The organism is Rhizobacter terrae (assembly GCF_003852895.1).
Classification (GTDB): Bacteria; Pseudomonadota; Gammaproteobacteria; order Burkholderiales; family Burkholderiaceae_C; genus Albitalea; species Albitalea terrae.
In genome coordinates this window covers 542,827-563,241 of sequence record NZ_QUSW01000003.1, presented here as the reverse complement: position 1 = coordinate 563,241, position 20,415 = coordinate 542,827, and the positions used below count along the sequence as shown (strand labels likewise).

The window sequence follows — 20,415 nt, the reverse complement described above, 5'->3', positions numbered from 1 at the left end:
GGCACAAGCTTGGTGCCCGCCGCGAGTGGTCGCACTGTAGGCGCGTGCGATTAATGCAGGCATCAGGGCTTTCCCTGCGCCGATGCGGGGCCGCAACGCCCGCGCACATTGCGTCACAACATGGCGCGCGGCAGGCTGAGCGCCACTTTGGTGCCTCGGCCGAGTTCGCTTTGTACAAATACATCGCCGCCATGCAGTTCGGCGATGCGCTTGACGATGGCCAGCCCCAGGCCCTTGCCACCCTCGCCGGTGGCAGGCGCCACGCTCTGGCGGCTCTGGTAGAAGCGGTCGAACAGGTGCGGCACGTCGGCCGGCGGGATGCCGGGGCCGGTGTCCTCCACGCAGACAGACACCCGGTCGTCCTCGACCTTGGCGGACAGCGCAATGCGGTCGCCCGGACGGCAGAACTTCAGGGCGTTGTCCACCAGGTTGGCAATCGCACGCTCGAAGAGTTCGATGTCCAGCGCCGCAAAGGGCGGCTCGCCCTCGGCCTGGGCCGCGGCAGCGATGCCCACGCCGCGCTGCGCCGCACGCTCGCCGAAGCGCAGCGCGATGTCGTCCAGCAGCTCGCCGGCGTCCAGCACCTCGGCCTGGATCTTGAACTCCGGTTCGTCGAGCTGGGCCAGGTCGCCCAGGGACTGCACCAGCCGGGCGGCGTTGCGGGTGTTGCGCAGCGCCATGCTGACCAGGCCCAGGTCCTCGGCCCGGTCGGGCTGTCCGGCCCAGCGGGTCTCCAGCGTCTCCAGGCAGGCGGCGGTGGCAGTGAGCGGTGAGCGCAGGTCGTGCGACAGGTTGCTCACGCCTTCGCGGCGGAAATGGTCGAGCCGCCGCAGCGCCTCCCACTGCTGCCGCAGGGTGCGCAGCATGGCGCGAAAGCCCACCGCCAGCTGGCTGAATTCCTCGCCCGCGCGCTGGCTGGGCAAGGCCACGGCATCGGGGTCGGCCGCGCCGCTGCCCAGGCCCTCGCGCGACACGGCGGCCACGGCGTCGCTGAGCTGTCGCAGCGGGCGCGTCACCATCGCAATGACCCACCAGGCCAGCAGCGACGACAGCCCCACCACGCCCAGGATGCCCGCCACCGCCGGCTTGCCCAGGCTGCTGCCCAGCACCTGCCAGCGGTCTTCGGGCGAGGTGCGCTGGTGGGCGACGAGGTAGAGGTAACCGGCCATCGGCTCGTCGTTGCGGATGACGGCGCGCTTGATGGTCTTGGCGGCAATGACGGCGTCCGCGTCCATGCGCTCGGGGTCGTCGCCCATCACGTAGGGCATGGGCTTGTCGCCCACCGCCTCGCGCACGGGCCGCAGGTCCACCTTGAAGCCCGGCGGCAGCCGTGCCTCGCCGGTGAAGGCCAGCACCGTGCCCTGCGCGTCCAGCAGGTAGAGCTGGGTGTCCGGCTCGAACAGCACGAGGTTGCGCAGGAAGCCGGTGAACTCGTCCGGATGCCGCTCGTGCATCTCGAACATGTTGTCGTACATGGCGACGACGCGGTTCAGGAAGGCGTTGGCGCGGTAGTAGGTGGTTTCGTGCTCGAAGCGCTGGAAGGCCACCAGCACGGTGGCGATCACGCCCAGCGCGGTGAGGGCGCCGGTGATGAAGATGGTGAGGGCGAGCTTGAGGCGGACGGTCACCTCGGCGCCTCGCGCATCTTGTAGCCGGCACCGCGCACGGTGAGGATGAGCTCCGGCCGCATCGGGTCCGCCTCCAGCTTGGCCCTCAAGCGGTTGATGTGCGTCGTCACCGTGTGCTCGTACCCGTCGTGCGTGTAGCCCCACACGGCGTTCAGCAGCTGTCCGCGCGAGAACACATGCCCCGGGTGCTGGGCGAAGTGCAGCAGCAGGTCGAACTCCAGCGCGGTGAAGTCCAGCGCCTCGCCGCGGTAGCGCACCTGGCGCTTGGCGGGCAGGATCTCCAGGTCGCCGTTGCGGATGGTGCCGGGCTGCGCCGCCGCATTCACCTGGGCGGCGCGCAGCAGGTCGGCGCGCCGCAGCAGCGCCTTCACCCGCGCCAGCAGCTCGGCCAGCGAGAAGGGCTTGGTCAGGTAGTCGTCCGCGCCCAGCTCCAGGCCCAGCACCCGGTCCAGCTCGGTCGACTTGGCGGTGAGCATCAGGATGGGCGTGCTGCGGCCGCGCGCACGCAGCGCCTTGCAGACCTCCAGGCCGTCCATGCCCGGCATCATCAGGTCGAGGATGAGCAGGTCACTGGCCTGTTCGTTCTGGCTGTTCAGCGCCGCCAGGCCGTCGGCCACGGCCGTGACCTCGTAGCCCGCGTTGCGCAGGTTCATGGCCAGCAGGTCGCGGATGTCGGCCTGGTCTTCGGCGACGAGGATGGTGGAGGGCATGCGGGATTGTCGTTCCGCCGGCACCGCTTCTTACGCAAATGTGATCTTCCTGTGATCTTCGGCGAGGGTGGCGCGAGGTGCGCCGACCAAAGTTCATCCCATCGCAACGAACGACCGCCGGAGCCCCAGATGAACCACAGCGCCACCCCCTTCGCCCAGGCCGCCTTCCACCCGGCGCTGGTGGAGAACAACCCCGTCGGGGCGCTGTCCTGGGGCGACCTGATCGAGCACCGCGCCTACCTCGTGCGCTTCGCCCAGCGCAAGCTGCACGACCCGATGCTGGCCGAAGACCTGGTGCACGACGTGTTCGAGGCGGTGGTGACCGGCCGCGCCAGCTTCGGCGGCCGCTCGGCCCTGCGCTCCTGGCTGACCGCGGTGCTGAAGAACAAGATCGTGGACCTGGTGCGCCAGCGCGCTGCCTGCGACAGCTACGACGACCAGGCCGACGACGAGCACCCTGAAGCCGGCGTGGCCGCCATCGAGTGCCCGCATGCCCGGCCCGATGAAGTGGCCGAGCACCGCGAGTTCCTGCAGCGCACACTGGCACGCATCGACCAGCTGCCCGCCGGCCTGCGCGACGTGATGCACCTGCGCGTGCTGCAGGACCAGTCCACCGAGGACGTGTGCGAGCAGCTCGCCATCAGCGAGGAAAACCTCTTCGTGCGCCTGCACCGCGCCCGCAAGCAGCTGGTGTCGTGAGGCCTCAGCGGCGAGCGGCGGTGAGCAGCAGTTCGTTGGGCCCGACCCAGCCGTCAGCCGTGTCGAAGGCGTGCAGGCGAGCCTCCATGTCTTGCCATGCAGCGTCCTGGGCGGCCACGTCGAGCCGAGAGAGTATCTGCTGGATGGGGCTGGCCGAGGCGCGCACGAAGTCGAGGTAGTGCCGGGCCGTCGGCAGCCTGAACGGCGCCTCGATGGCGGTGGTGGCCACCTGGCGCAAGCCGGCCTGCTCGAACAGGCCGTCGATGAGCCCCGGCTGTCCGAGGCTCATCAACCCGCCCGGCTGGAACGGGCTGCGTGCCGGCATGCCCGCATGCTGCAAGGCCGTCTGCATCAGCAGGGCCACGCAGGGGTTCTTCTCCGGCCGTGAAAACACCATGGTGCAGATGCCGCCGCCGGGCCGCAGCACCCGGTGCATCTCGCGCAGGCCTTGCAGCGGGTCGGCGAACAGCATGAGGCCCAGGCGGCACACCGCCGCATCGAAGGGCCCCAGGCCGTCGGGCAGGTGCTCGCCGTCTGCCACCAGCGTCCTCACCTGCGCAAAGCCGGCGTCATGGGCGCGCTGCTGGGCCAGCGCGAGGATGGCGGGCGAAAAGTCCGTGGCCAGCACCGAACCTTCGGTCCCGACGCGGCGCGCGATGTCCAGCGTCTGGTCGCCGGCCCCCGCGGCCACGTCCAGCACGCTCGCGCCCGGCGCGACGCCGGCCATGTTGAGCATGGTGTCGGTGGCCGTGCGCAGCCACTGGCGGATCACCGGCGTGTGGCGGTCCCAGCCCGGGGCCGCCCGGTCCCACTGGTCGCGGGCAGCCGTCTTGGGGGCGTCAAGGGTGGTGTTCATGGACTCACTCCGTGCGGTGGACGCGGCGCATCGCCATCAGCGCCAGGAGTCCCAACGCGGTCAGCGCCAGTGACGACGGCTCGGGCACGGGCGATGCCACGTTGACCGCCAAGCGGAAGGGATTGGGCGTGTCGAAGGTCGATGCCGCCCAGCTCATGCCGCCATCGGTCGAATAGCCGAAGGCGCCGAGCGAGCCGGGGCCGGTGGAAGCATTGCCGTCCGCATAGGACCAGCCCAGGTACTCGCTGTCGAGGCTGCCGTGCCGCTCGCCCATCACCAGCCAGTAGGTGGTGCCGGCGGCCAGCGTGACGCCGCTGGTGGGCAGCAGCGAGATGGACGTGGGGGCACCCGAGGGCATGCTGCCGAACGAGAAGGTGGTGAGCAGCGAGCCGATGATGCCGGGGCCGCTCGCATGCAGTTCGGCGACGTACTCGGTGTCGTCACCACGGTACGCGCTGGTTCCCAGCATCGCATCGATGGACAGCAGCGCGTGGCCGCTGCCGTCCGTGGTGAAGGATTGCGCCGCCCAGAACAGCGAGGTGAGCTCGCTGAAGGAACGCTCGGGCTGGGCGAGGTTGCTGACGAGCACGTCGGCCTGGGCGCAGGACGCGGCCAGGGCCATCACGGCGGCGGCGGTGAATCGTTTCCGGATGCAGTTCATGGGCATGTTCTCCTCGAGGCTGTCGCACAATCGATCGGTTCATTCGATGTCGCAAAGCCTAGTGGCCGGACCCACGCGGCGTAAGGCGCAGATGTGCATGGGCACCGCGCAGAACTGCATCCCCTTGGCATGACACCCCCATGTTCGACTGGAACGACCTCAAGTACCTCGTGGCCCTGGCCGATCACGGCAGCACGCTCGCCGCCGCGCGTGCGCTGCAGGTCAACGCCTCGACCGTGCAGCGCCGGTTGCTGGAGCTGGAGGAACGCATCGGCCAGGCGCTGGTGCGGCGCGAGCCCACGGGCTATCACCTCACCGACTACGGGCGCGAGCTGGTCCCGCTGGCCAAGCGCGTGGCCGAAGCGGTGTCAGGCCTCGAACAGCACGTGCAGGCCAAGCGGCATGAGCTGGTGGGCGTGATCCGCGTCACCTGCCCCGAGCCGCTCGCGCAGCGCATCACCAAGACCCAGCTGCTCGACCGCTTCCACGCCCGCCACCCGGGCCTGCGGGTGGAATGGGTGATGAGCGACAAGTACCTGGACATTGCCAAGGGCGACGCCGACGTGGCGCTGCGCTCAGGCGACGTGGAAGACAGCGAACTCGTGGGCCGCAAGGTGGCCGATTCGCTGTGGGGCGTGTATGCGAGCCGGCAGTACGTGGAGCAGCACGGCCGGCCCGAGCGCATCGAAGACCTGGCACAGCACGCGCTCATCGGCTTCGACGAATCGATGGCGAACCACCGCGCCATGGCCTGGCTGAAGGCCGTCGCGCCGCACGCCAACATCGTGGCACGCAACAACAGCGTGCTGGGACTGCTCTACTCGGTGAAGGCTGGCGTGGGCATCGCGGCGCTGCCCATGCCGCTGGGCAACGGCGAGGCCGAGCTCGTGCGGCTGTTCGGCCCGGTGCCCGAGCTCACGCGCATCTGGCGGTTGCTGACACGCGCGGACATCCGCCAGACGCCGCGCATCAGCGCCTTCTTCGACTTCGTGCTGGAAGAGATCGATGCACTGCGGCCCATCCTCACGGGCTGAGTCACGATCACAGCTGGCCGATCTGCCTGAGCAGCGCCAGGTCGTCCGTCAGCCGCCAGTGCTGAGCAATCCGCCCGCCGCGGATCCACTCGATCTGCATCTGCCTGACGTCGATGCGCCTGCCCTGCGGCTGCATCTTGAACAGCGTTCCCGTGTGGGTGCCCGTCATGCGCAGGTGCACCGCGACCTTGTCGGCGGCGACCACCATGTCCAGGATGTCGTAGTGGAGGTCGGGAATGCCGCGTCGCATCTCGGCGACGATCGGTTTGAGATCCGCAGGACCGGGCCGCGGGTTCGGCGTGCTCGAGCTGTGGTTGATGTAGTCGGGCGCCATCAGCTCGTCGAGCAGGTCCAGTTGGCCCTGGTTCCACACCTCCTCGAAGTACCGCGTCACCAGCTCGCGGTTGCGCTGCAGGATCGTTGTGTCATCGATGGTCATCATGGTCCGCATCTTTCTGCGTAATCGAAAAGAAGGTTCAATCACGCCACTGTCGAACACGGGCCGTCTCGTGTCATTAACCGGAGTTAAGCGTGTCTTGTTGGGCTGCGTTGTCATTGCTGCAGCGGTTGGAGTCAGCGCATGGGTTGGCCCTGCCGGAGGTGGAGGCGCTGGCAGGCAAGCTGCAGTTGATCGAACTCAGGCCGCGCGAGGCGGCGTTCTGGCAGGGCGCCGAATGCTTTGACATCCATGTCGTGCGCACCGGGCTGCTGAAGCAGACCTACACGGAAGAAGACGGCTCGGAGTGGATCAAGAGCTTCACCGGGCCAGGCGACATGTTCGCGTGTCCGATGGCCATCACCGGCCAGTCGCGGGCCACGTTCTCCAGCGTGGCCATCGAACACAGCGTGGTCGAACGCTTCGACTATCGGCTGATCGAGGCCCTGGCCGAACGCAGCCTGCCCTGGCAGAAGGCCTTGAGGCTTGCGTTCCAGCGGCTGGCGCAGATCAAGTTGCAGCGTGAGCGCGACTTGCTGACCCTGAGCACACGCGAGCTCTATCGGAAGCTGGCCCAGTCAGCGCCCCAATGGATAGACCGGGTGCCCCAGAAGGACTTGGCGGGATTCCTGGGCGTGACGCCGGTGGGCCTGAACCGCATCATCCGCGACGAAATACGGGGCCGGCCGGCGGACGGCTAAGCCGGCGCCCGTGCCGAGGGCTGCACCCGCAGGTACATCACCTCGGGCGGCATGCTGCCGCGCAGCAGCTTGAGCATCATCTCGCGGCCGATGCGCGAGCCGTCGAGCAACTGATGCAGCCCGTCGACGCTGGCCACAGGCTGGCCGTCGAGCCCGATGACCAGGTCGCCTTCGCGCAGGCCCGCACGCGCGGCGGGGCTGTCGGGCTCGATGGCGTCCACGCGCACCGCGCCGGGTCCGTCCAGCGAGAGCGCCGACACGACGCGCCGCGGCAGCTGGATGGTGCTGCCGCCCACGCCCAGGTAGGCGCGCTGCACGCGCCCATGGCGCATGAGCTGCGGCAGCACCCACGAGGCGATGTCGACGGCAACGGCAAGACACAGCGCCTGCGCGCCGCGGATGATGGCGGTGTTCACGCCCACCACCTCCGCCCGAGAGTTCACCAGCGGACCGCCGGAGTTGCCGGGGTTCAAGGCCGCATCGGTCTGCACCACATCCGGAATCAGCCGCCCCGTGCTCGCCCGCATGCTGCGCCCGAGCGCACTCACGATGCCCGCGGTGACGGTGTGCTCGAAACCCAGCGGGTTGCCGATGGCGATGGCGATCTCGCCTCGCTTCAGCCCCGCGGAACGGCCCAGTACCAGCGCAGGCAGCGCACCGGTGCTGATGGGGTCGACGTGCAGCACCGCGAGGTCGGTGTCGGGGTCGTCGCCCACGAAGCGCGCGGACGCCTCGCGCCCGTCGGCCAGGGACACGCGGTACCCGAGGTTCTTCGCCGACGTGCGTCCACCGGCGCGCACCACGTGCGAGTTGGTGAGCAGGTAGCCGTCGGGCGTGTAGAGAAAGCCGGACCCCGAGCCGACATGCTGCGCGCCGTGCGTGACGGAAACAGCGACCACCGCCGGCGCGGCGCGCTCCACCACGTCGCTGACGGTCTGTGAATAGGCGTCGAGGAGGACGGCGTCGTTGGCACCCATGGTTCATCGCATCTGGCGATGGGGGCACATGTTTTCAATGGTGACGACCCGTTGCGGTGAATCGGTGCATGGCCACGGTGCGCCGCCGCACCGGTTCGGCGAGCTTGTAGGAATCAATCACCCAGGGCTTCAAACGGTTGCAGTGGTGACAGCCGGACCTCCATAGCATCCGCCCTTCCTGCGAGCGGCCTGCCGAATTTGGCCTGCCGTGTTCCGCGGACGGCCCGCCAGGGCCGATGCCATTGAGGACCTCCCGATGAACCGCATGACCTCCACGCTGTCCCTGACCGCCCTCGTCGCTGCTGCCCTGGCCGCCGCGCCGGCCTTCGCCCAGACCTCCACGTCGGGCACCACCGAGCCGGCAGCCGCCGCATCCGCCGCCGACAGCAAGACCGACAAGAAGGCCGATGCCAAGGCCGAGAAGAAGAAGGACAGCAAGGACGCCAAGGGCGACAAGCCCGCCGCCGACGACACCAAGAAGTGATGGACGGCGGCCCGGCCGCCGAAAGGACAAGGGGGCGAGGCATCACAGCCTCGCCCCCTTGCTTCATTTCACGAACCCGCCTTCATGCGAAGCGGGTCGCACGCGCTCTCAGCGCGACGACCGACGGCGGCGAGCCAGCAGGCCCATCACGCCCAGGCCGCCCAGCATCAGCGCATAGGTCTCGGGCTCGGGCACCGGCGCCGCGGCGGCGCCATTGACGGTGATCTCGCCGGCGCTGAAGTAGCCGTACCAGCCGCCCTGGAAGTTGCTGAGGGTCAGCGTGTCGGTGGCCAGCAGGTCCAGGCCGCTGCCCGCCAGGCTGACGGCGTCGCTGCACAGGCCGCTCGTGCAGCTCGCGCCGAAGCCCGTGCTGGTGAAGGCCTGCGTGTTGCCGCCGATGGTGACCGACCAGCCGGTGAGCGTGCCGGGAATGTAGTTGTACGGGTTGTCGCCGCCAAAGATGTTGATGGTCGACACCTTGGTCGTGCCGTCGAGGTGCAGCGTGATGGTCGGGTTGGTGTCGAACGTGAACAGCTGGTCGCCGCCCACACCGGTGGGAATGACCCCGTCATTCAGCGAGCCGCTGCCACCGCTGTAGTTGCCGCCCGAGATGCTGCCCGTGTAGCTGTGCGACCAGCCGCCGAAGCCGCTCGGCTGCGCGCCCGTCACGTCATAGCTCGTCACCGTCACGGCCTGTGCCCCACCCATCAGTGCCAGTGCTGCGGCGCCCAACGCCATCTTCATGCCATTCTTCACGTCGTTGTTCCTGTGTTGTTGAAGTGATTCCGCGTGTCGTTCGAAGCCGGAAGCCCGCGGAGAGCCGTCCGTGTTTCAAATTGTTCCATCGCCCACGGCCAGGCCTTCACCGCAGCCCCGGAGATGGGGGAGTGAATAGTTGGCACCGGGATGGACCAGGATGGTCCTCCCGCCAGGTCGCGCGTTGATTTGCCGCCGCCGGCGGCCGTTCAGCCTGCGGGAATGGGCAGCACTTCCATCACCTCGACGCCTTCGCCGGGGAAGAGCGTGAAGTGCGGGTGATTCGTGAACAGGCGTGCGGCCGCTTCCTGCGACTCGGCCTGGACCACGGTGAAGGCGGCGAGGTTGTTGCGGATGTCGCTGATGCCGGCCTTGGACACCAGCTTCGTGCGGCTGAGCGGACCACCCATCTCGACGATGGACGCGGCATGGTCCTGCGCCCACTTCTTCCACGCGGCGACGCCTTGCGCCTGGCGTTGCTGCCGCTCGCTCTCGGGGAGCGTTTCCCAAGAGGCCATCGCGGCGGGGGAGCCGGTGAAGACTGCGAGATAGCGTTTCATGGCGGACTCCAGGATGAGGAGGCGTCCAGTCTACGCACATGCCGCAGCCCGCCGCTCTTTCGGCTCGCTTTCACCCTGCCGTGGTGCAAGCACTCTCTCCAAGATCGCGGCCAGCGCCGAAACTGTCCACAAAGAACAGTCAGGGCGAACGTTGGAATCCTCGCGCACCGGTTGCGGGGGCTAGGAGAGATGTCGTGGACAGACAGCCTGCTCAACTCAGCGCCACATGGCAGGTCCTGGATGCGCCAGCGCTGCTGGCCACCCACCTCGACCAGAAGCTCGCGGACCTGGAGCGCGAGAACCGCGACCTGGATGCGTTCGCCCGGGAGGTCGCCCACGAAATCCGCACGCCGATCGGGCAGGTCACGGCGATTGCCGAGCTGCTGCTGCAGCGCGCGCGGGCGCATGAGGAATCCGACCTGTGCCGATGGCTCGAACTTCAGCTGCGCGCGACGCGGTGCATGGGCGAGACCGTGCAAGGGCTGCTGGACCACGCGCGCGCCAAGGCCGGCACGCTGAATCCCGAATGGGTCGACCTCAGCGCGCTGTGCCACCAGCTTCGCGAGGAGTTGCCCCTGGCTTCAGACCGCCGCGCGGTGCGATGGACCATCCAGCCGGGCATGCAGATCCATGCCGACCCGGTCCTCGTCGCGCTGCTGATGCGCAACCTCCTGTCCAACGCCCTGAAGTACACCGCGCACTGCGAGCATCCTGCGATCTGCGTTCGCATGAACACCTGCGGCGCCGGCGCGTGGTCGGTGGTGGTCGAAGACAACGGCAGCGGCTTTGACGAGGCCCGCGCGCAGCGCCTCTTCCAGCCCTTCGTGCGGCTTCATGACCCACAGTCCTTCCACGGCACGGGCGTGGGGCTGTCGCTGGTCAAGCGCATCGTCGACCGGCATGGTGGCTGGATCGCCGCCCATGGCCGCGTCGATGCCGGTGCGAGTTTCGAGTTCTCGCTGCTGCCCCGGGCCTGAATCCGGCACGCCCGGATACACGGACTTTCGTCTGCCTTTCGAGCCCCGTGGGCGAATCCACGGTGTTCGGCGTGATCGCCAGCGCGCAACATGCCCGCACAACACCTGCCGGCCTGTCATGCCAATCAGCGCAGGGACCGAGAACGCCCCATGATGCTCTTCCGCCCCCGCCACAAGCCCGCGCCGGCGAGCGTGCCGCCTGAAACGCGCCTGCTGGATCTGGCCGACTCGTTCATCCTCAAGTGCATCGACGAACTGGACCCGCGGCAGGAAGCGAGGCTGCGCGAGGACACGCCGCAGCTTCAGCGCCTGTTCAACCACACCGGCGGCTGGGAGGACATCGTGATGTCGCGCTACGGCCTGGTGCCCGAGGTCCGTGGCGCCATCCGCGCATTGTGGTCACGCAGCCGCGCCGTCGCGGTCGAGCATGACGAGGTCATCACCCCGCAGGCGTTCGCGCGTGCCGTGCTGGGCAAGATGCAGCCGCACGGCGAGCAGGATCGCCGCGGATGAGGCGCTCAGCGCGCCGAGGCGGAACTGACCTTCAGCAGCAGGTCCAGGCGCGACCCGCGGCGGATGACCTCGTCGATGCGCTGGGCACGTTCGTCTGCTGCCAGCGCGAGGTCGTTGTTGATGGCCTGGCGCGCCTTGAACATCTCGATGTCGGCCACCGACACCAGTTGGCGGTTGCTCGACTGCCGGAAGCCCGAGAGGTTGTTGAGCTCGGCCAGGATGCGCCTTTGCTCCGCATCGCGTCCGAAGGTGGTCGTGAACGCGAGGATCTTGCGCCGAAGATCCAGCGGCAGGGCCAGCCGCCACAGGAGCGGCGACTGTGGAATGACGGGCGACTCCCAGATCACGCGCAGGCGCCGGGCCAGCGCAGGCGCGTCGTGGGCGAAGAACTCGATCTCCTCGTTGTTGGCAGTGGCCACGTCGACTTCGGCCTTGGCGGCCATCGTCAGGTTCTTCTGGTGGCTGGCGTGGGACACGCTCTTGAAGATCGCGGCCAGGTCATTGACGCCATGCTTCTGGAAGGCGAAGTAGTACGGCACCAGGTGCCCGGACGTGCTCTTGAGGTCGCCGTCGCCGAATCGCAGCTTCTTCGACTGCGCCAGCACGTCGTCCAGGCTTCGCAGCGGCGACTCGATCGGCACCACCAGCACCGAGTTGTAGCCGACGCTGCCCTGCCGTGTGATGCCCTGCGCATAGACGGCGCCAGCGCCCGACTCCACCACGTCCAGCGCGGGGGCGTTGCCCATCCACGCGAGGTCCACCTCGCCCTTGCGGAAGGCAGCCACGAGTTCGTTCGACTCCGCGAAGGCTCGCAGTTCGACAGCCATGCTCACCGATTGCCCCAGCCGTTCGACAAAGGGGCGCCAGTTGTCCTTCATCTGCTCGGCCGCACGGGGCGTGATGATTCCGAACACCAGGCCCGAACGGGTGGCGCCGCCCTGGGCCGCACACAACGCAGGGGCCAGGGCCAGGCAGCAGGCCAGCACGCTTCGACGGGAAAATTTCGGCATAGGCATCCCCATCCCGGCTTTCACCGGGAGTCCTCATCAGTCGATCGACAGGGCGTGCCTGCGCTAGGCAGGCACGATGGATACGCCTCGCCCGTTCAGGTGAAGCGTCACGTCGTCGCCCGGCGTCCAGGTTTGGGCGACCTCGGAAGAAACCACGAAGATGGAGCCCAGGCCGGTGTCGACACTGAGCTCCTGGAAGCTGCCCAGGTACGAGGCCTTGGACACGGTGCCCGACAGGCCGCCCGCATGGGCCTTGTCCACATGCCAGGCCTCCGGCCGGATGGCCGCCTTGACCGCGCCGGGCGACATGCGGTGGCGCGGGCGCAGGAACAAGGGCCCCACTTTCACGGAGCCGTCCGGCAGGGCTTCGCCGGAGAACAGCATGGCTTCACCCATGAAGCCGGCCACGAACTCGCTGGAGGGGCGTTCGTACAAATCCTGCGGCGAGCCCATCTGCGCGATGGTTCCCGCGTCCATGACGATGATCTGGTCGCTCACGGCCAGCGCCTCGCTCTGGTCGTGCGTCACGTAGGCCACCGTGAGCTTGAGCCGCTGCTGCAAGGCGCGGATCTCCTCGCGCATCGACCGGCGCAGCCGGGCGTCGAGGTTCGACAGCGGTTCGTCGAACAGCAGCACCGACGGCTCCAGCACCAGTGCGCGCGCCAGGGCCACGCGCTGCTGCTGCCCGCCCGACAGTTCGGAGGGAATGCGCTCGTCGTAGCCGCTCAGGCCGACCGTGGCCATGGCGGCGCGCGCGCGATCCAGCGACTCGGCCGCGTCCACGCCGGTCACGCTGAGTCCGTAGCTCACGTTCTGCAGCACGTTCATGTGCGGGAACAGCGCGTAGCTCTGGAACACCATGCTGACGTTGCGCTCGGCAGGCCCGAGCGTGGTGACGTCCTTGCCGTCGATGAAGATCTGGCCCGAGGTCGGCGCCTCCAGGCCGGCGATCATGCGCAGCGTCGTGGTCTTGCCGCAGCCCGAGGGGCCGAGGATGGTGGTGAGCGTTCCCGCCTGCACCTTGAAGTCGATGCCCTTGACGATCAGCGGGTTCTTGCCGGCGCCATATCGCTTGGTGACGTTGCGGAACTCGATGCCTGTTTCGTGGTTCATGAGATGCGTTCTCTGGAAATGGGTCAGTGCGCGGCGGCCTGCCGGCGCCCCAGCTTGCGCTCGCCGACCAGGAACTGGATCAGCGCGGTGGTGGCGGCCATGAGCACGATCAGCACCGTGCAATACGCCAGCGCGACCCCGTAGGCGCCGTTGGTGACGCGGCCGATGATGTAGGTGGTGGCCAGTTCGTTCTCCGCGGTCACGAGGAAGACCACCGCCGACACGGTGGTCATCGAGCGCACGAAGCTGTAGACGAGGGCGGTGACGAGTGCCGGCTTGAGCAGCGGCAGCACCACGCGGCGCAGCGTCGTGCTGGTGCTGGCGCGCAGCATCATCGAGGCTTCGTCCAGCGAACGGTCCAGTTGCTTGAACGATGCCGTGCCGGCGCGCACGCCCACCGGCAGGTTGCGGAAGATGAAGCACACCACGATGATCATCGCCGTGCCGGTGAGCTCGAAGGGCGGAACGTTGAAAGCCAGGATGTAGCTCACGCCGAGCACGGTGCCGGGAATGGCGAAGGCCAGCAGGGCGCCGAATTCAAAGGCACCCTGCCCCCGGAACTCGTTGCGTGCGAGCAGCCACGAGATGAGCAACCCGATGGCCGCGCACAGGGGCGACGCCATGGCGGCGAGCTTGACCGTGGTGATGAGCGAACTCCAGGCCGTGCCCGCGAGCATCAGGCCATGTTCGCCCCACTGGATGTCGAAGGCCGTTCGGAAATGGTCCAGCGTGGGGGTGTAGTCGCGCCCCCAGGTCTGCACGAAGCCACCGGCGAAGGCGAAGACGTACACGAGCATGGTGAATGCGAGCCACGGCGTGGCGACCCAGTGGCAGGCCAGGCTGACCGGCCTGGGCAGCGGCATGGTCAGGCCCGCATCGCCCTTGCCGGTCACGGTGGTGAAGCTCTTCTTGCCCAGCACGTTGCGCTGGATGAAGAACACCGCCAGCGCAAAGAAGGTGAGGATCAGTGCGAGCGAGGCCGCCAGCCCCTGGTCGAGCTGGGCACCCACGATGGCGAAGTAGATCTCGGTGGACAGCACCGAATACTGGCCGCCGACCACGATGGGGTTGCCGAAGTCCGCGATGCTCTCGATGAAGCCGACCAGGAATGCGTTGGCCAGGCCCGGCTTCAGCAGGGGCAGGGTGACGGACCAGAAGGTCTGCATGCGGCCGGCGCGCAGCGTCTGCGCCGCCTCCTCCAGCGTCGGGCTCACGCCCTGCACCACGCCACGCATGATGAGGAACGCGATGGGCGTGAAGGCGAAGAGCTGGGCCAGCCACACGCCGAACCAGCCGTAGAACCAGCGGGTGGGCGTGATGCCCAACAGATTGGCCACCAACTGGTTGACGATGCCCGCACGGCCGAAGAGGAGGATCAGGCCCAGGCCCACCACGAAGGGCGGCGTGATGATGGGCAGCAGCGCCATCAGGTTGAGCGGCTTGCGCAGGCGGTCGGAGCCACGCTCGGCCAGCAGCGCGATCATGGTTCCCAGCACCGTGGTGCCGGCCGCGGTCAGCAGGGCGAGAAACACGGTGTTCCATGCGACGCCGCACGTGGTGCCGGCCGACAGGCAGCCCAGGCCCCAGACACGCGACGTGGCGATGCGCTCGGACAGCGCGCCCACCGACAGGCTGCCCTGCTCGTCGTAGAACGCCGACAGCAGCATCTTGCACACCGGGAAGGCCACGAACAGCACGAGCAGTGCCGCGCAAGCGACGACGGCCGAGGCGACGAACAGGTCGCCCCTGAAGTAGCCCATGCGGGCGATGCCTCCACCCAGCAGCATCAGCAGCGACACCAGCACCACGAAGCCGCCCCAGCCGATGCCGTGCTGGCCGTGCTTGAGCGCGCCCCACAGCACCTGCGGCCAGCCGAAGGCCCAGCCGCCCACACCGATGAAGAAGCCGCTGGCCAGCACGCCGATCAGTCCGGTGACGGCGCCCGCGATGAGAAAGGCGCCCTGGCGGCGACCGGCGGGCATGAGGGCGGCCGAGCCGGCCATGAGCAGGCCCGCGAACCCGGCCCACAGCCAGGCACGGCCGTGCAGCGCGGCATGGGTCAGGCCGTTGGCCGTCTCCTCCCCTGAGAAGAGCCCGGGCGTCGCCGCCCACAGGCTCTTGGTGTCCAGGAAATACCAGGGCAGGATCACGTAGGCAGCCAGGCCCAGCAGGACCCAGCCATAGATGGCGCGCTGCGTTCGCTCCAGGAATCCGATGCTCATGGAAATCACTGCGGCTGGCTGAAGACGTTGCGTTCCCAATTGACGATCAGGCGCCGGCGTTCGGTCGCGCTGCCGTACTTGGCGTAGTCGTAGTCGATGAGCTTGACCTTCTTCAGGTCAGGCATGTGCGAATCGAGCGGCGTGGCCGGGTTCGACGGCAGGGTGAAGACCTTGGCCGTGAATCCCAGTTGCTGGGCCTGCGGCGTCAACGCCCACTCATAGAACTTCTTGGCGTTGTCCAGGTTCTTGGCGCCCTTGACGATCGACATCGACGCCAGTTCCGCGCCGGTGCCGTCCGACGGCGCGACCATTTCCACCGGGAAGCCCTGGAGCTTTTCCAGCGGCACATCGCCGAGGAAGCTGATGGAGATCGTGGCCTCGCCGCGCGCGACCGCCTTCAGCGGGCCCAGGCCCGAGCGCTGGTAGGTGGCGATGTTCTTGTGCAGCTTGCCCATGTACTCCCAGGCCTTGTCCGTTCCCATCAGCTGCACCAGCGTGGCGATGGTGGTGTAGGCCGTGCCCGACGAGGTCGGGTTGGACATCTGGATCTCGCCCTTGTATTCGGGGCGCAGCAGGTCGGCCCAGGTCTTGGGGACCGGCAGCTTCTTCTTGGCCAGCAGCTCGCTGTTGTAGGCAAAGCCCAGCGGCCCGAGGTACAGCGCGATGGTGCGGAACTTCGCCTGCTGCGCCTGCTTCTGGGCCCAGGGATGCAACTGGCCCAGCAGCGGCGACTGGTACTCCAGCGTGAGCTCCTGTTCCGCGGCCAGCATGTGCGGGTCGCCCGTGCCGCCGAACCACACGTCGGTCTTCGGGTTGCTGCGCTCGGCCAGGATCTGCGCGAGCGCCTCGCCGGTGCTCTTTTGCACCATGTTGACCTTGATGCCGGTGGACTTGGCGAACGCCGCCTGGGCCGTGGAGCACCACTCCCCCTGGGCCGAGCAGATGATGTTGACCTGCCCGTCCTGGGCAAAAGCGGTGATGGTCGCCAGCATCGCGGCGGTGGCGAGCAAGCCTTTGTAATTCATGACGTCTCCTCGAGGGATGGAAGGCCCGGCCGCTTCGAGACGGCCAGGCACGTGGAACAGCGGGCAAGGTGTGAGGTGCGAGTTCACGAGGGGAATCGTCGTCCCGCACCCCCTCAGCCGCCAGGGGGAAACCCTGGTTGGAAGTGGAAAGCCATCTGAAATCCACCGCGCCGCCTGTTCAATGCGCACGCTTTTCGCGATTGGCCGGCGTGCGCACTGCGCCGATACGCCATTGATCTGGACCATGTATCAGCGATACATTGGCGCATGCTCACCCGAATCCAGGCGCAGCTTCCTCACCTGTCCAAGTCCGAGCGCCTGGTGGGCAGCTGGATCCTCGCCAACCCGATGGCGGCGCTCGAGCAGGACACCCGCTCGCTCGCGCAGCAGATCGACGTGAGCCAGCCCACCCTCGTGCGCTTTGCCCGCTCGCTCGGATGCGACGGCTTCCAGGACTTCCGCATGCGCCTGGCGCGCTCGCTCGGCGAGGCGCGCGCCGAGCCGCCGACCACCTTGCTGAGCATCGCGCAAAGCCCCGACGTGGCGACGCTGGCCCACAAGCTGTTCGACTTCAGCGCCCACGCGCTGCTTCAGGTGCGCGACACGCTGGACATGCAGTCGCTGGAGGCGGCCATCGACGCACTGGACCGCACGGCCAAGGTCGACTTCTTCGGATTCGGCCATGCGGTGAGCGTCGCGCAGGACGCGATGCGCCGATTCATGCGGCTGGAACTCCAGGTGGCGGCGTGCACCGATTCCCACCTGCAGTCCCTGGCTGCCGCGCAGCTGCGCGCAGGCGATGTCGCGGTCCTGATCTCCCAGACCGGCCGCAGCCCCGAGCTGCAACAGGTGCTGTCGGCGGCCAAGGTCCGCGGCGCGACCTGCATTGCGCTGACCACCAGCAACTCGCCCCTGGAGGCGGCCGGCGACATCGCACTGTGCATCGACATCCCCGACAGCGGCGATGCGCTGACACCCGCCACGGCACAACTGGCGCAGTTGCTCGTCATCGACATCCTGGCCATCGGCGTGGCTGCGCGCCGCAGCGCGCGCATCGCCGAATCGGTCACCACGGTGCGGCCGAAGCCGGCGGCGGCAAAAAAAGGAACAGCGCCCAGAAAGACAACGGCCAAGGGCGCACCGCGCCGTTGACCCGTTCACGGCTTTCAGTTCGCTTTCGGCATCCGGCGGCGCTTGTCCGCTGTATTGCCGCAAGCCCGCAGGGGCAAGATGCGCCGCATGGACATCCTCCTGGTCGAAGGCGACGCTGCCCGTTCGCAAGGCATCGCGGACTTGCTGGCACACGGCACGCAGCGCGTCATCCGCCTGGCAGAAGCGCCCATGGCCGGTGGAGCATTCTGGCCCCGGCATGAACTCACCTCGGCCGTGCTGCTCGGCTTTGAAGCGCCGACCACCGAGAAGCTGCGCGTCCTCAAGCGCCTGTGGGCCTGCGACTGCGCGCCGCCGTCGTTCATCGTCACGCGCCCCGATTCGGCCGGCGAACGGCTGCTGTCGGCACTGCGGGTCGACCGCGTGATCCGCGGGGACTGGAGCGTCCGGGGCCTGCGTCCGAGCGGCGGGGGCGAGGCCCTGTCCCTGCTGCATCTCACGGCGCAGTTGCACTTGCGCCCTGCGGGCACCCTGACGCTGGAGCGCCTGATCGCGCTGGAGAGGGTCGTCCGCAGGGACGAGCAGGACGCCATCGACACCTTGCGCATCGCTGCCTGAGACTTCCGAGCCGCGCCATCGGGCGCTGCCCGCGCGGCGGTCTGCGCTGTCTGGCCAGCAAAGGGGCGGGGCGGCCCCCCGCCCCTTGTCCTCACGTTCAGAACGTATACCGCAGACCGAAGCCCATGGCCGTGGGCCGGGACCCTGCACCGATGCCACCGACTCCACCGCTGTCGAAGTCGTACTTGCCGCGCGTGCCGTTGGTCACGCGCGAAACGTAGGCCTCGGCCAGCATCTGCTTGTTGAAGGTGAAGTTGTAGGCCACGACAAACTGCTTGCCGCCGGTGTTGCCGCCATCGCAGACGGCACCGCTGGCGATGCTGCAGCTCACATCGCCGGCCTTGCCGTAGCCGCCATAGACGACATGCTGGCCGAACTCGTGGCGCGCACCGATCACCCAGCCGGTCTTCTTGATGTAGGTCTTCTGCGCGGCCGTGGCGTCCTGGTCGAGGAAGGACATGCGGTCGTAGCCGAAAGCCACGATGGTCGCCTTGTCGGGAAGGGTGTAGCGAACGCCGAAGCGGTAGTCCTTGTCCTTGGTGCGGTTGGTCGTGGTGTTGTTCAGCGTGCCCTTGTCATTGCGGATCTCGTAGGAGCCACGCAGGTCCACGGGCCCGATGACGTACTGCGCCCCCAGGCTGTAGCTCTTGTCGTCCAGCAGCGAGCCGCTGGCGACCGTGGCGGCGCTCTTGTTCTCGTTCGCGCCGAAATAGGCGCGAACGGACAGGCCGCTCCATGAGGCGGACTCGAAGCCCAGGGCGTTGTCGATGCGCACATTGAACAGCGGCCCCGCGCCGGTCTGGCCACTGATGCTCGACAGCGCGGCCTGGTTGTCCTGCGGCCCCGCGCCGGCGGGCGAAAAGTCCGGCGTGCCGCTGTTCCAGCGCGCCGCGCCGGTGAGACGGCCGAACTTCACCGTGCCCACGTTGGCGATCGACAGGCCCACGAAGGTGTCCTTGGCGTTGGCCCACATGCCGCCGGCCGTGTTGTTCGAGGCGTTGTCCACGTTCACGCCGGTGGAGTACTGGAACACGCCGCTCACGCCGTCCATGAGCGGCAGCGTGCCTTTCACGCCGAGGTCCGAGCTGACGTTGCTCAGCCGGAAGCGCGACGGCTTGTCCTGCGCGGGATTGGTGGCGCCAGTGGCGCTGACGTTTTCGAACTGGCCGTAGGCCATCCCGAAGAGCGTGATGGTTCCCTCGGCATGGACTGCGGCGGCGGGCAGGGCGCCGGACAGCGAGGCAAGGAGCAAAGGTAGCGGCTTGAGTTTCACGAGCAATCTCCAGGTCAGTGTGTCGTTGGCACCGGCCTGAGGTCGGGGCCGGTGCGGATGGGACGGCGATGGCGCCCCTGTCCAATTTGTATCATTGATACATAAATGAATCAATGAAGTGATCAATGGAATTGCGGCGTGAACGACACACTTTTCCGATGCGCGAGCGCTGTATCGATGCGCCTTTCAGCCAGCTTTCGGCAGATCTGCGTGCTTGTGCGCTGCAGCCTTGCTGCGCGCGGCGGGAGCCGGTCTCTTGCGCCACATCGCGCCAGCGCCGGCCAAGGCGCGCCCAGGATTTCGCGAAGCTTTCCCGCGTGGTGCAGGGTTTCCCTGTGGCAGGGTGCCGCGTCCGGGCCGAATATCCTGCGGTGAAGATACTTCTCGTCGAAGACGACCTGGACCTCTCCGGTGCGCTCAGCCGGGTGCTCGCGCCGCTGGGCCATCAGCTGGTGTGCTGCGCCGATGGGATGGAGGCGCTGGTCATGGCGAGGCGCCAGGCCTTCGACGCCATCATCCTGGACCTGGGCCTGCCCACCCTCGACGGGCTGCAGATGCTCCAGCGCCTGCGCGACGGCGCCACCACCACACCGGTGCTCGTCGTGACCGCGCGCGGCGCGATCGAGGACAAGGTGATGGGCCTGAACATCGGCGCCGACGACTACCTTGCCAAGCCCTTCGACCTGGCCGAGCTGCAGGCCCGGCTGAACGCGCTGCTGCGGCGCAGCCGCGGCGAGGAGGACCTGTCCTGCGGCAACCTGAGGCTGGACCGCGTCACGGGCATCTTCTACAACGACCTGCGCCCGCTGGACCTCTCGCCGCGCGAGAACGCGCTGCTCAAGGCGCTGCTGCGCAACCGTGGCCAGGCCATCACCAAGGAGGCCTTGCGCGAGCAGGTGTTCGGCTCCGACGGCGAAGCCTCGGCCGATGCGATCGAGGTCCTGGTGCACCGGCTGCGCAAGCGCATCGTCGGCTCCAGCGCCGAGATCATGACGCTGCGGGGCGTGGGCTATCTGCTCATCGACGAAGCCATTGCCGGGAAGGACGACTGA

22 protein-coding genes are annotated in these 20,415 nt (G+C 68.0%); 9 read left to right on the top strand and 13 right to left on the bottom strand.

Going from position 1 to position 20,415, the window contains the following annotated elements:
- Positions 1-113: 113 nt before the first annotated feature.
- Together DZC73_RS14185 and DZC73_RS14180 are read right to left on the bottom strand one after the other, a co-directional pair.
- Positions 114-1,628 carry a sensor histidine kinase gene (locus DZC73_RS14185; protein ID WP_124540962.1) on the bottom strand — a complete coding sequence of 505 codons (1,515 nt, stop codon included), beginning with the start codon at positions 1,626-1,628 and terminating at the stop codon, positions 114-116.
- Entirely contained in the window at positions 1,625-2,338 is a 714-nt protein-coding gene (locus tag DZC73_RS14180) for a response regulator transcription factor (protein WP_124540961.1), read from the bottom strand. The genes DZC73_RS14185 and DZC73_RS14180 overlap by 4 nt, the downstream gene beginning before the upstream one ends.
- Before the next feature lie 129 nt (positions 2,339-2,467).
- Between DZC73_RS14180 and DZC73_RS14175 the strand changes: the two genes are divergently transcribed.
- Positions 2,468-3,037: a sigma-70 family RNA polymerase sigma factor gene (locus DZC73_RS14175; RefSeq protein WP_124540960.1), complete on the top strand. Its 570-nt coding sequence runs from the start codon at positions 2,468-2,470 to the stop codon at positions 3,035-3,037.
- A gap of 4 nt (positions 3,038-3,041) precedes the next feature.
- On the opposite strand, the gene DZC73_RS14170 is transcribed toward DZC73_RS14175, so the two are convergent.
- Both DZC73_RS14170 and DZC73_RS14165 read right to left on the bottom strand, forming a co-directional pair.
- Complete coding sequence (locus DZC73_RS14170; protein ID WP_124540959.1) at positions 3,042-3,893, bottom strand: class I SAM-dependent methyltransferase; 852 nt, start codon at positions 3,891-3,893, stop codon at positions 3,042-3,044.
- 4 nt (positions 3,894-3,897) lie between these two features.
- Positions 3,898-4,554 carry a choice-of-anchor R domain-containing protein gene (locus tag DZC73_RS14165; protein WP_161974588.1) on the bottom strand — a complete coding sequence of 219 codons (657 nt, stop codon included), beginning with the start codon at positions 4,552-4,554 and terminating at the stop codon, positions 3,898-3,900.
- A 140-nt stretch (positions 4,555-4,694) separates the two neighbouring features.
- Here DZC73_RS14165 and DZC73_RS14160 point away from each other — a divergent pair, with 140 nt between their 5' ends.
- On the top strand, positions 4,695-5,588 hold the full coding sequence (locus tag DZC73_RS14160) for a LysR family transcriptional regulator (RefSeq protein ID WP_124540957.1): 894 nt from the start codon (positions 4,695-4,697) through the stop codon (positions 5,586-5,588).
- A gap of 7 nt (positions 5,589-5,595) precedes the next feature.
- Here the strand turns inward: DZC73_RS14160 and DZC73_RS14155 are convergent, their stop codons facing one another.
- Positions 5,596-6,087 (bottom strand): ester cyclase, encoded by a 492-nt coding sequence (locus DZC73_RS14155; RefSeq protein ID WP_161974587.1) that lies wholly within the window; start codon positions 6,085-6,087, stop codon positions 5,596-5,598.
- 86 nt (positions 6,088-6,173) lie between these two features.
- Between DZC73_RS14155 and DZC73_RS14150 the strand changes: the two genes are divergently transcribed.
- On the top strand, positions 6,174-6,725 hold the full coding sequence (locus DZC73_RS14150) for a Crp/Fnr family transcriptional regulator (RefSeq protein ID WP_161974586.1): 552 nt from the start codon (positions 6,174-6,176) through the stop codon (positions 6,723-6,725).
- Here DZC73_RS14150 and DZC73_RS14145 read toward each other — a convergent pair.
- Positions 6,722-7,702 carry a S1C family serine protease gene (locus DZC73_RS14145; RefSeq protein WP_124540954.1) on the bottom strand — a complete coding sequence of 327 codons (981 nt, stop codon included), beginning with the start codon at positions 7,700-7,702 and terminating at the stop codon, positions 6,722-6,724. The two genes, DZC73_RS14150 and DZC73_RS14145, sit on opposite strands and share 4 nt — an antisense overlap.
- Positions 7,703-7,958: 256 nt before the next feature.
- Between DZC73_RS14145 and DZC73_RS14140 the strand changes: the two genes are divergently transcribed.
- The gene (locus tag DZC73_RS14140) at positions 7,959-8,186 is read left to right on the top strand and encodes a hypothetical protein (RefSeq protein ID WP_124540953.1); all 228 of its coding nucleotides are present in this window, start codon (positions 7,959-7,961) and stop codon (positions 8,184-8,186) included.
- A 108-nt stretch (positions 8,187-8,294) separates the two neighbouring features.
- On the opposite strand, the gene DZC73_RS29995 is transcribed toward DZC73_RS14140, so the two are convergent.
- Positions 8,295-8,930, bottom strand: coding sequence for a PEP-CTERM sorting domain-containing protein (locus DZC73_RS29995; RefSeq protein ID WP_235835123.1), 636 nt, complete (start codon positions 8,928-8,930; stop codon positions 8,295-8,297).
- Positions 8,931-9,151: 221 nt separating this feature from the next.
- Positions 9,152-9,514 carry a hypothetical protein gene (locus DZC73_RS14130; protein WP_198414861.1) on the bottom strand — a complete coding sequence of 121 codons (363 nt, stop codon included), beginning with the start codon at positions 9,512-9,514 and terminating at the stop codon, positions 9,152-9,154.
- Positions 9,515-9,696: 182 nt separating this feature from the next.
- On the opposite strand from DZC73_RS14130, the gene DZC73_RS14125 reads away from it, so the two are divergent.
- Positions 9,697-10,479 (top strand): sensor histidine kinase, encoded by a 783-nt coding sequence (locus tag DZC73_RS14125; RefSeq protein WP_161974585.1) that lies wholly within the window; start codon positions 9,697-9,699, stop codon positions 10,477-10,479.
- A 150-nt stretch (positions 10,480-10,629) separates the two neighbouring features.
- Positions 10,630-10,992, top strand: a complete 363-nt coding sequence (locus DZC73_RS14120) for a hypothetical protein (RefSeq protein WP_124540950.1) — start codon at positions 10,630-10,632, stop codon at positions 10,990-10,992.
- A gap of 5 nt (positions 10,993-10,997) precedes the next feature.
- Here DZC73_RS14120 and phnD read toward each other — a convergent pair whose 3' ends face one another.
- The 4 genes from phnD to DZC73_RS14100 form a co-directional block, all read right to left on the bottom strand.
- Positions 10,998-12,002, bottom strand: a complete 1,005-nt coding sequence (gene phnD / locus DZC73_RS14115) for a phosphate/phosphite/phosphonate ABC transporter substrate-binding protein (RefSeq protein ID WP_161974584.1) — start codon at positions 12,000-12,002, stop codon at positions 10,998-11,000.
- A gap of 63 nt (positions 12,003-12,065) precedes the next feature.
- Entirely contained in the window at positions 12,066-13,115 is a 1,050-nt protein-coding gene (locus DZC73_RS14110) for an ABC transporter ATP-binding protein (RefSeq protein ID WP_124540948.1), read from the bottom strand.
- Between the two features lie 23 nt (positions 13,116-13,138).
- Positions 13,139-15,337, bottom strand: coding sequence for an ABC transporter permease (locus DZC73_RS14105; RefSeq protein ID WP_124540947.1), 2,199 nt, complete (start codon positions 15,335-15,337; stop codon positions 13,139-13,141).
- A 5-nt stretch (positions 15,338-15,342) separates the two neighbouring features.
- Positions 15,343-16,362: an ABC transporter substrate-binding protein gene (locus DZC73_RS14100; RefSeq protein ID WP_124540946.1), complete on the bottom strand. Its 1,020-nt coding sequence runs from the start codon at positions 16,360-16,362 to the stop codon at positions 15,343-15,345.
- Between the two features lie 267 nt (positions 16,363-16,629).
- Between DZC73_RS14100 and DZC73_RS14095 the strand changes: the two genes are divergently transcribed.
- Both DZC73_RS14095 and DZC73_RS14090 read left to right on the top strand, forming a co-directional pair.
- The gene (locus DZC73_RS14095) at positions 16,630-17,514 is read left to right on the top strand and encodes a MurR/RpiR family transcriptional regulator (RefSeq protein ID WP_124540945.1); all 885 of its coding nucleotides are present in this window, start codon (positions 16,630-16,632) and stop codon (positions 17,512-17,514) included.
- 87 nt (positions 17,515-17,601) lie between these two features.
- Positions 17,602-18,090, top strand: coding sequence for a hypothetical protein (locus DZC73_RS14090; RefSeq protein WP_124540944.1), 489 nt, complete (start codon positions 17,602-17,604; stop codon positions 18,088-18,090).
- Between the two features lie 97 nt (positions 18,091-18,187).
- On the opposite strand, the gene DZC73_RS14085 is transcribed toward DZC73_RS14090, so the two are convergent.
- On the bottom strand, positions 18,188-19,363 hold the full coding sequence (locus DZC73_RS14085) for a porin (protein WP_124540943.1): 1,176 nt from the start codon (positions 19,361-19,363) through the stop codon (positions 18,188-18,190).
- A 371-nt stretch (positions 19,364-19,734) separates the two neighbouring features.
- Here DZC73_RS14085 and DZC73_RS14080 point away from each other — a divergent pair, with 371 nt between their 5' ends.
- Entirely contained in the window at positions 19,735-20,415 is a 681-nt protein-coding gene (locus tag DZC73_RS14080; RefSeq protein ID WP_124540942.1) for a response regulator transcription factor, read from the top strand.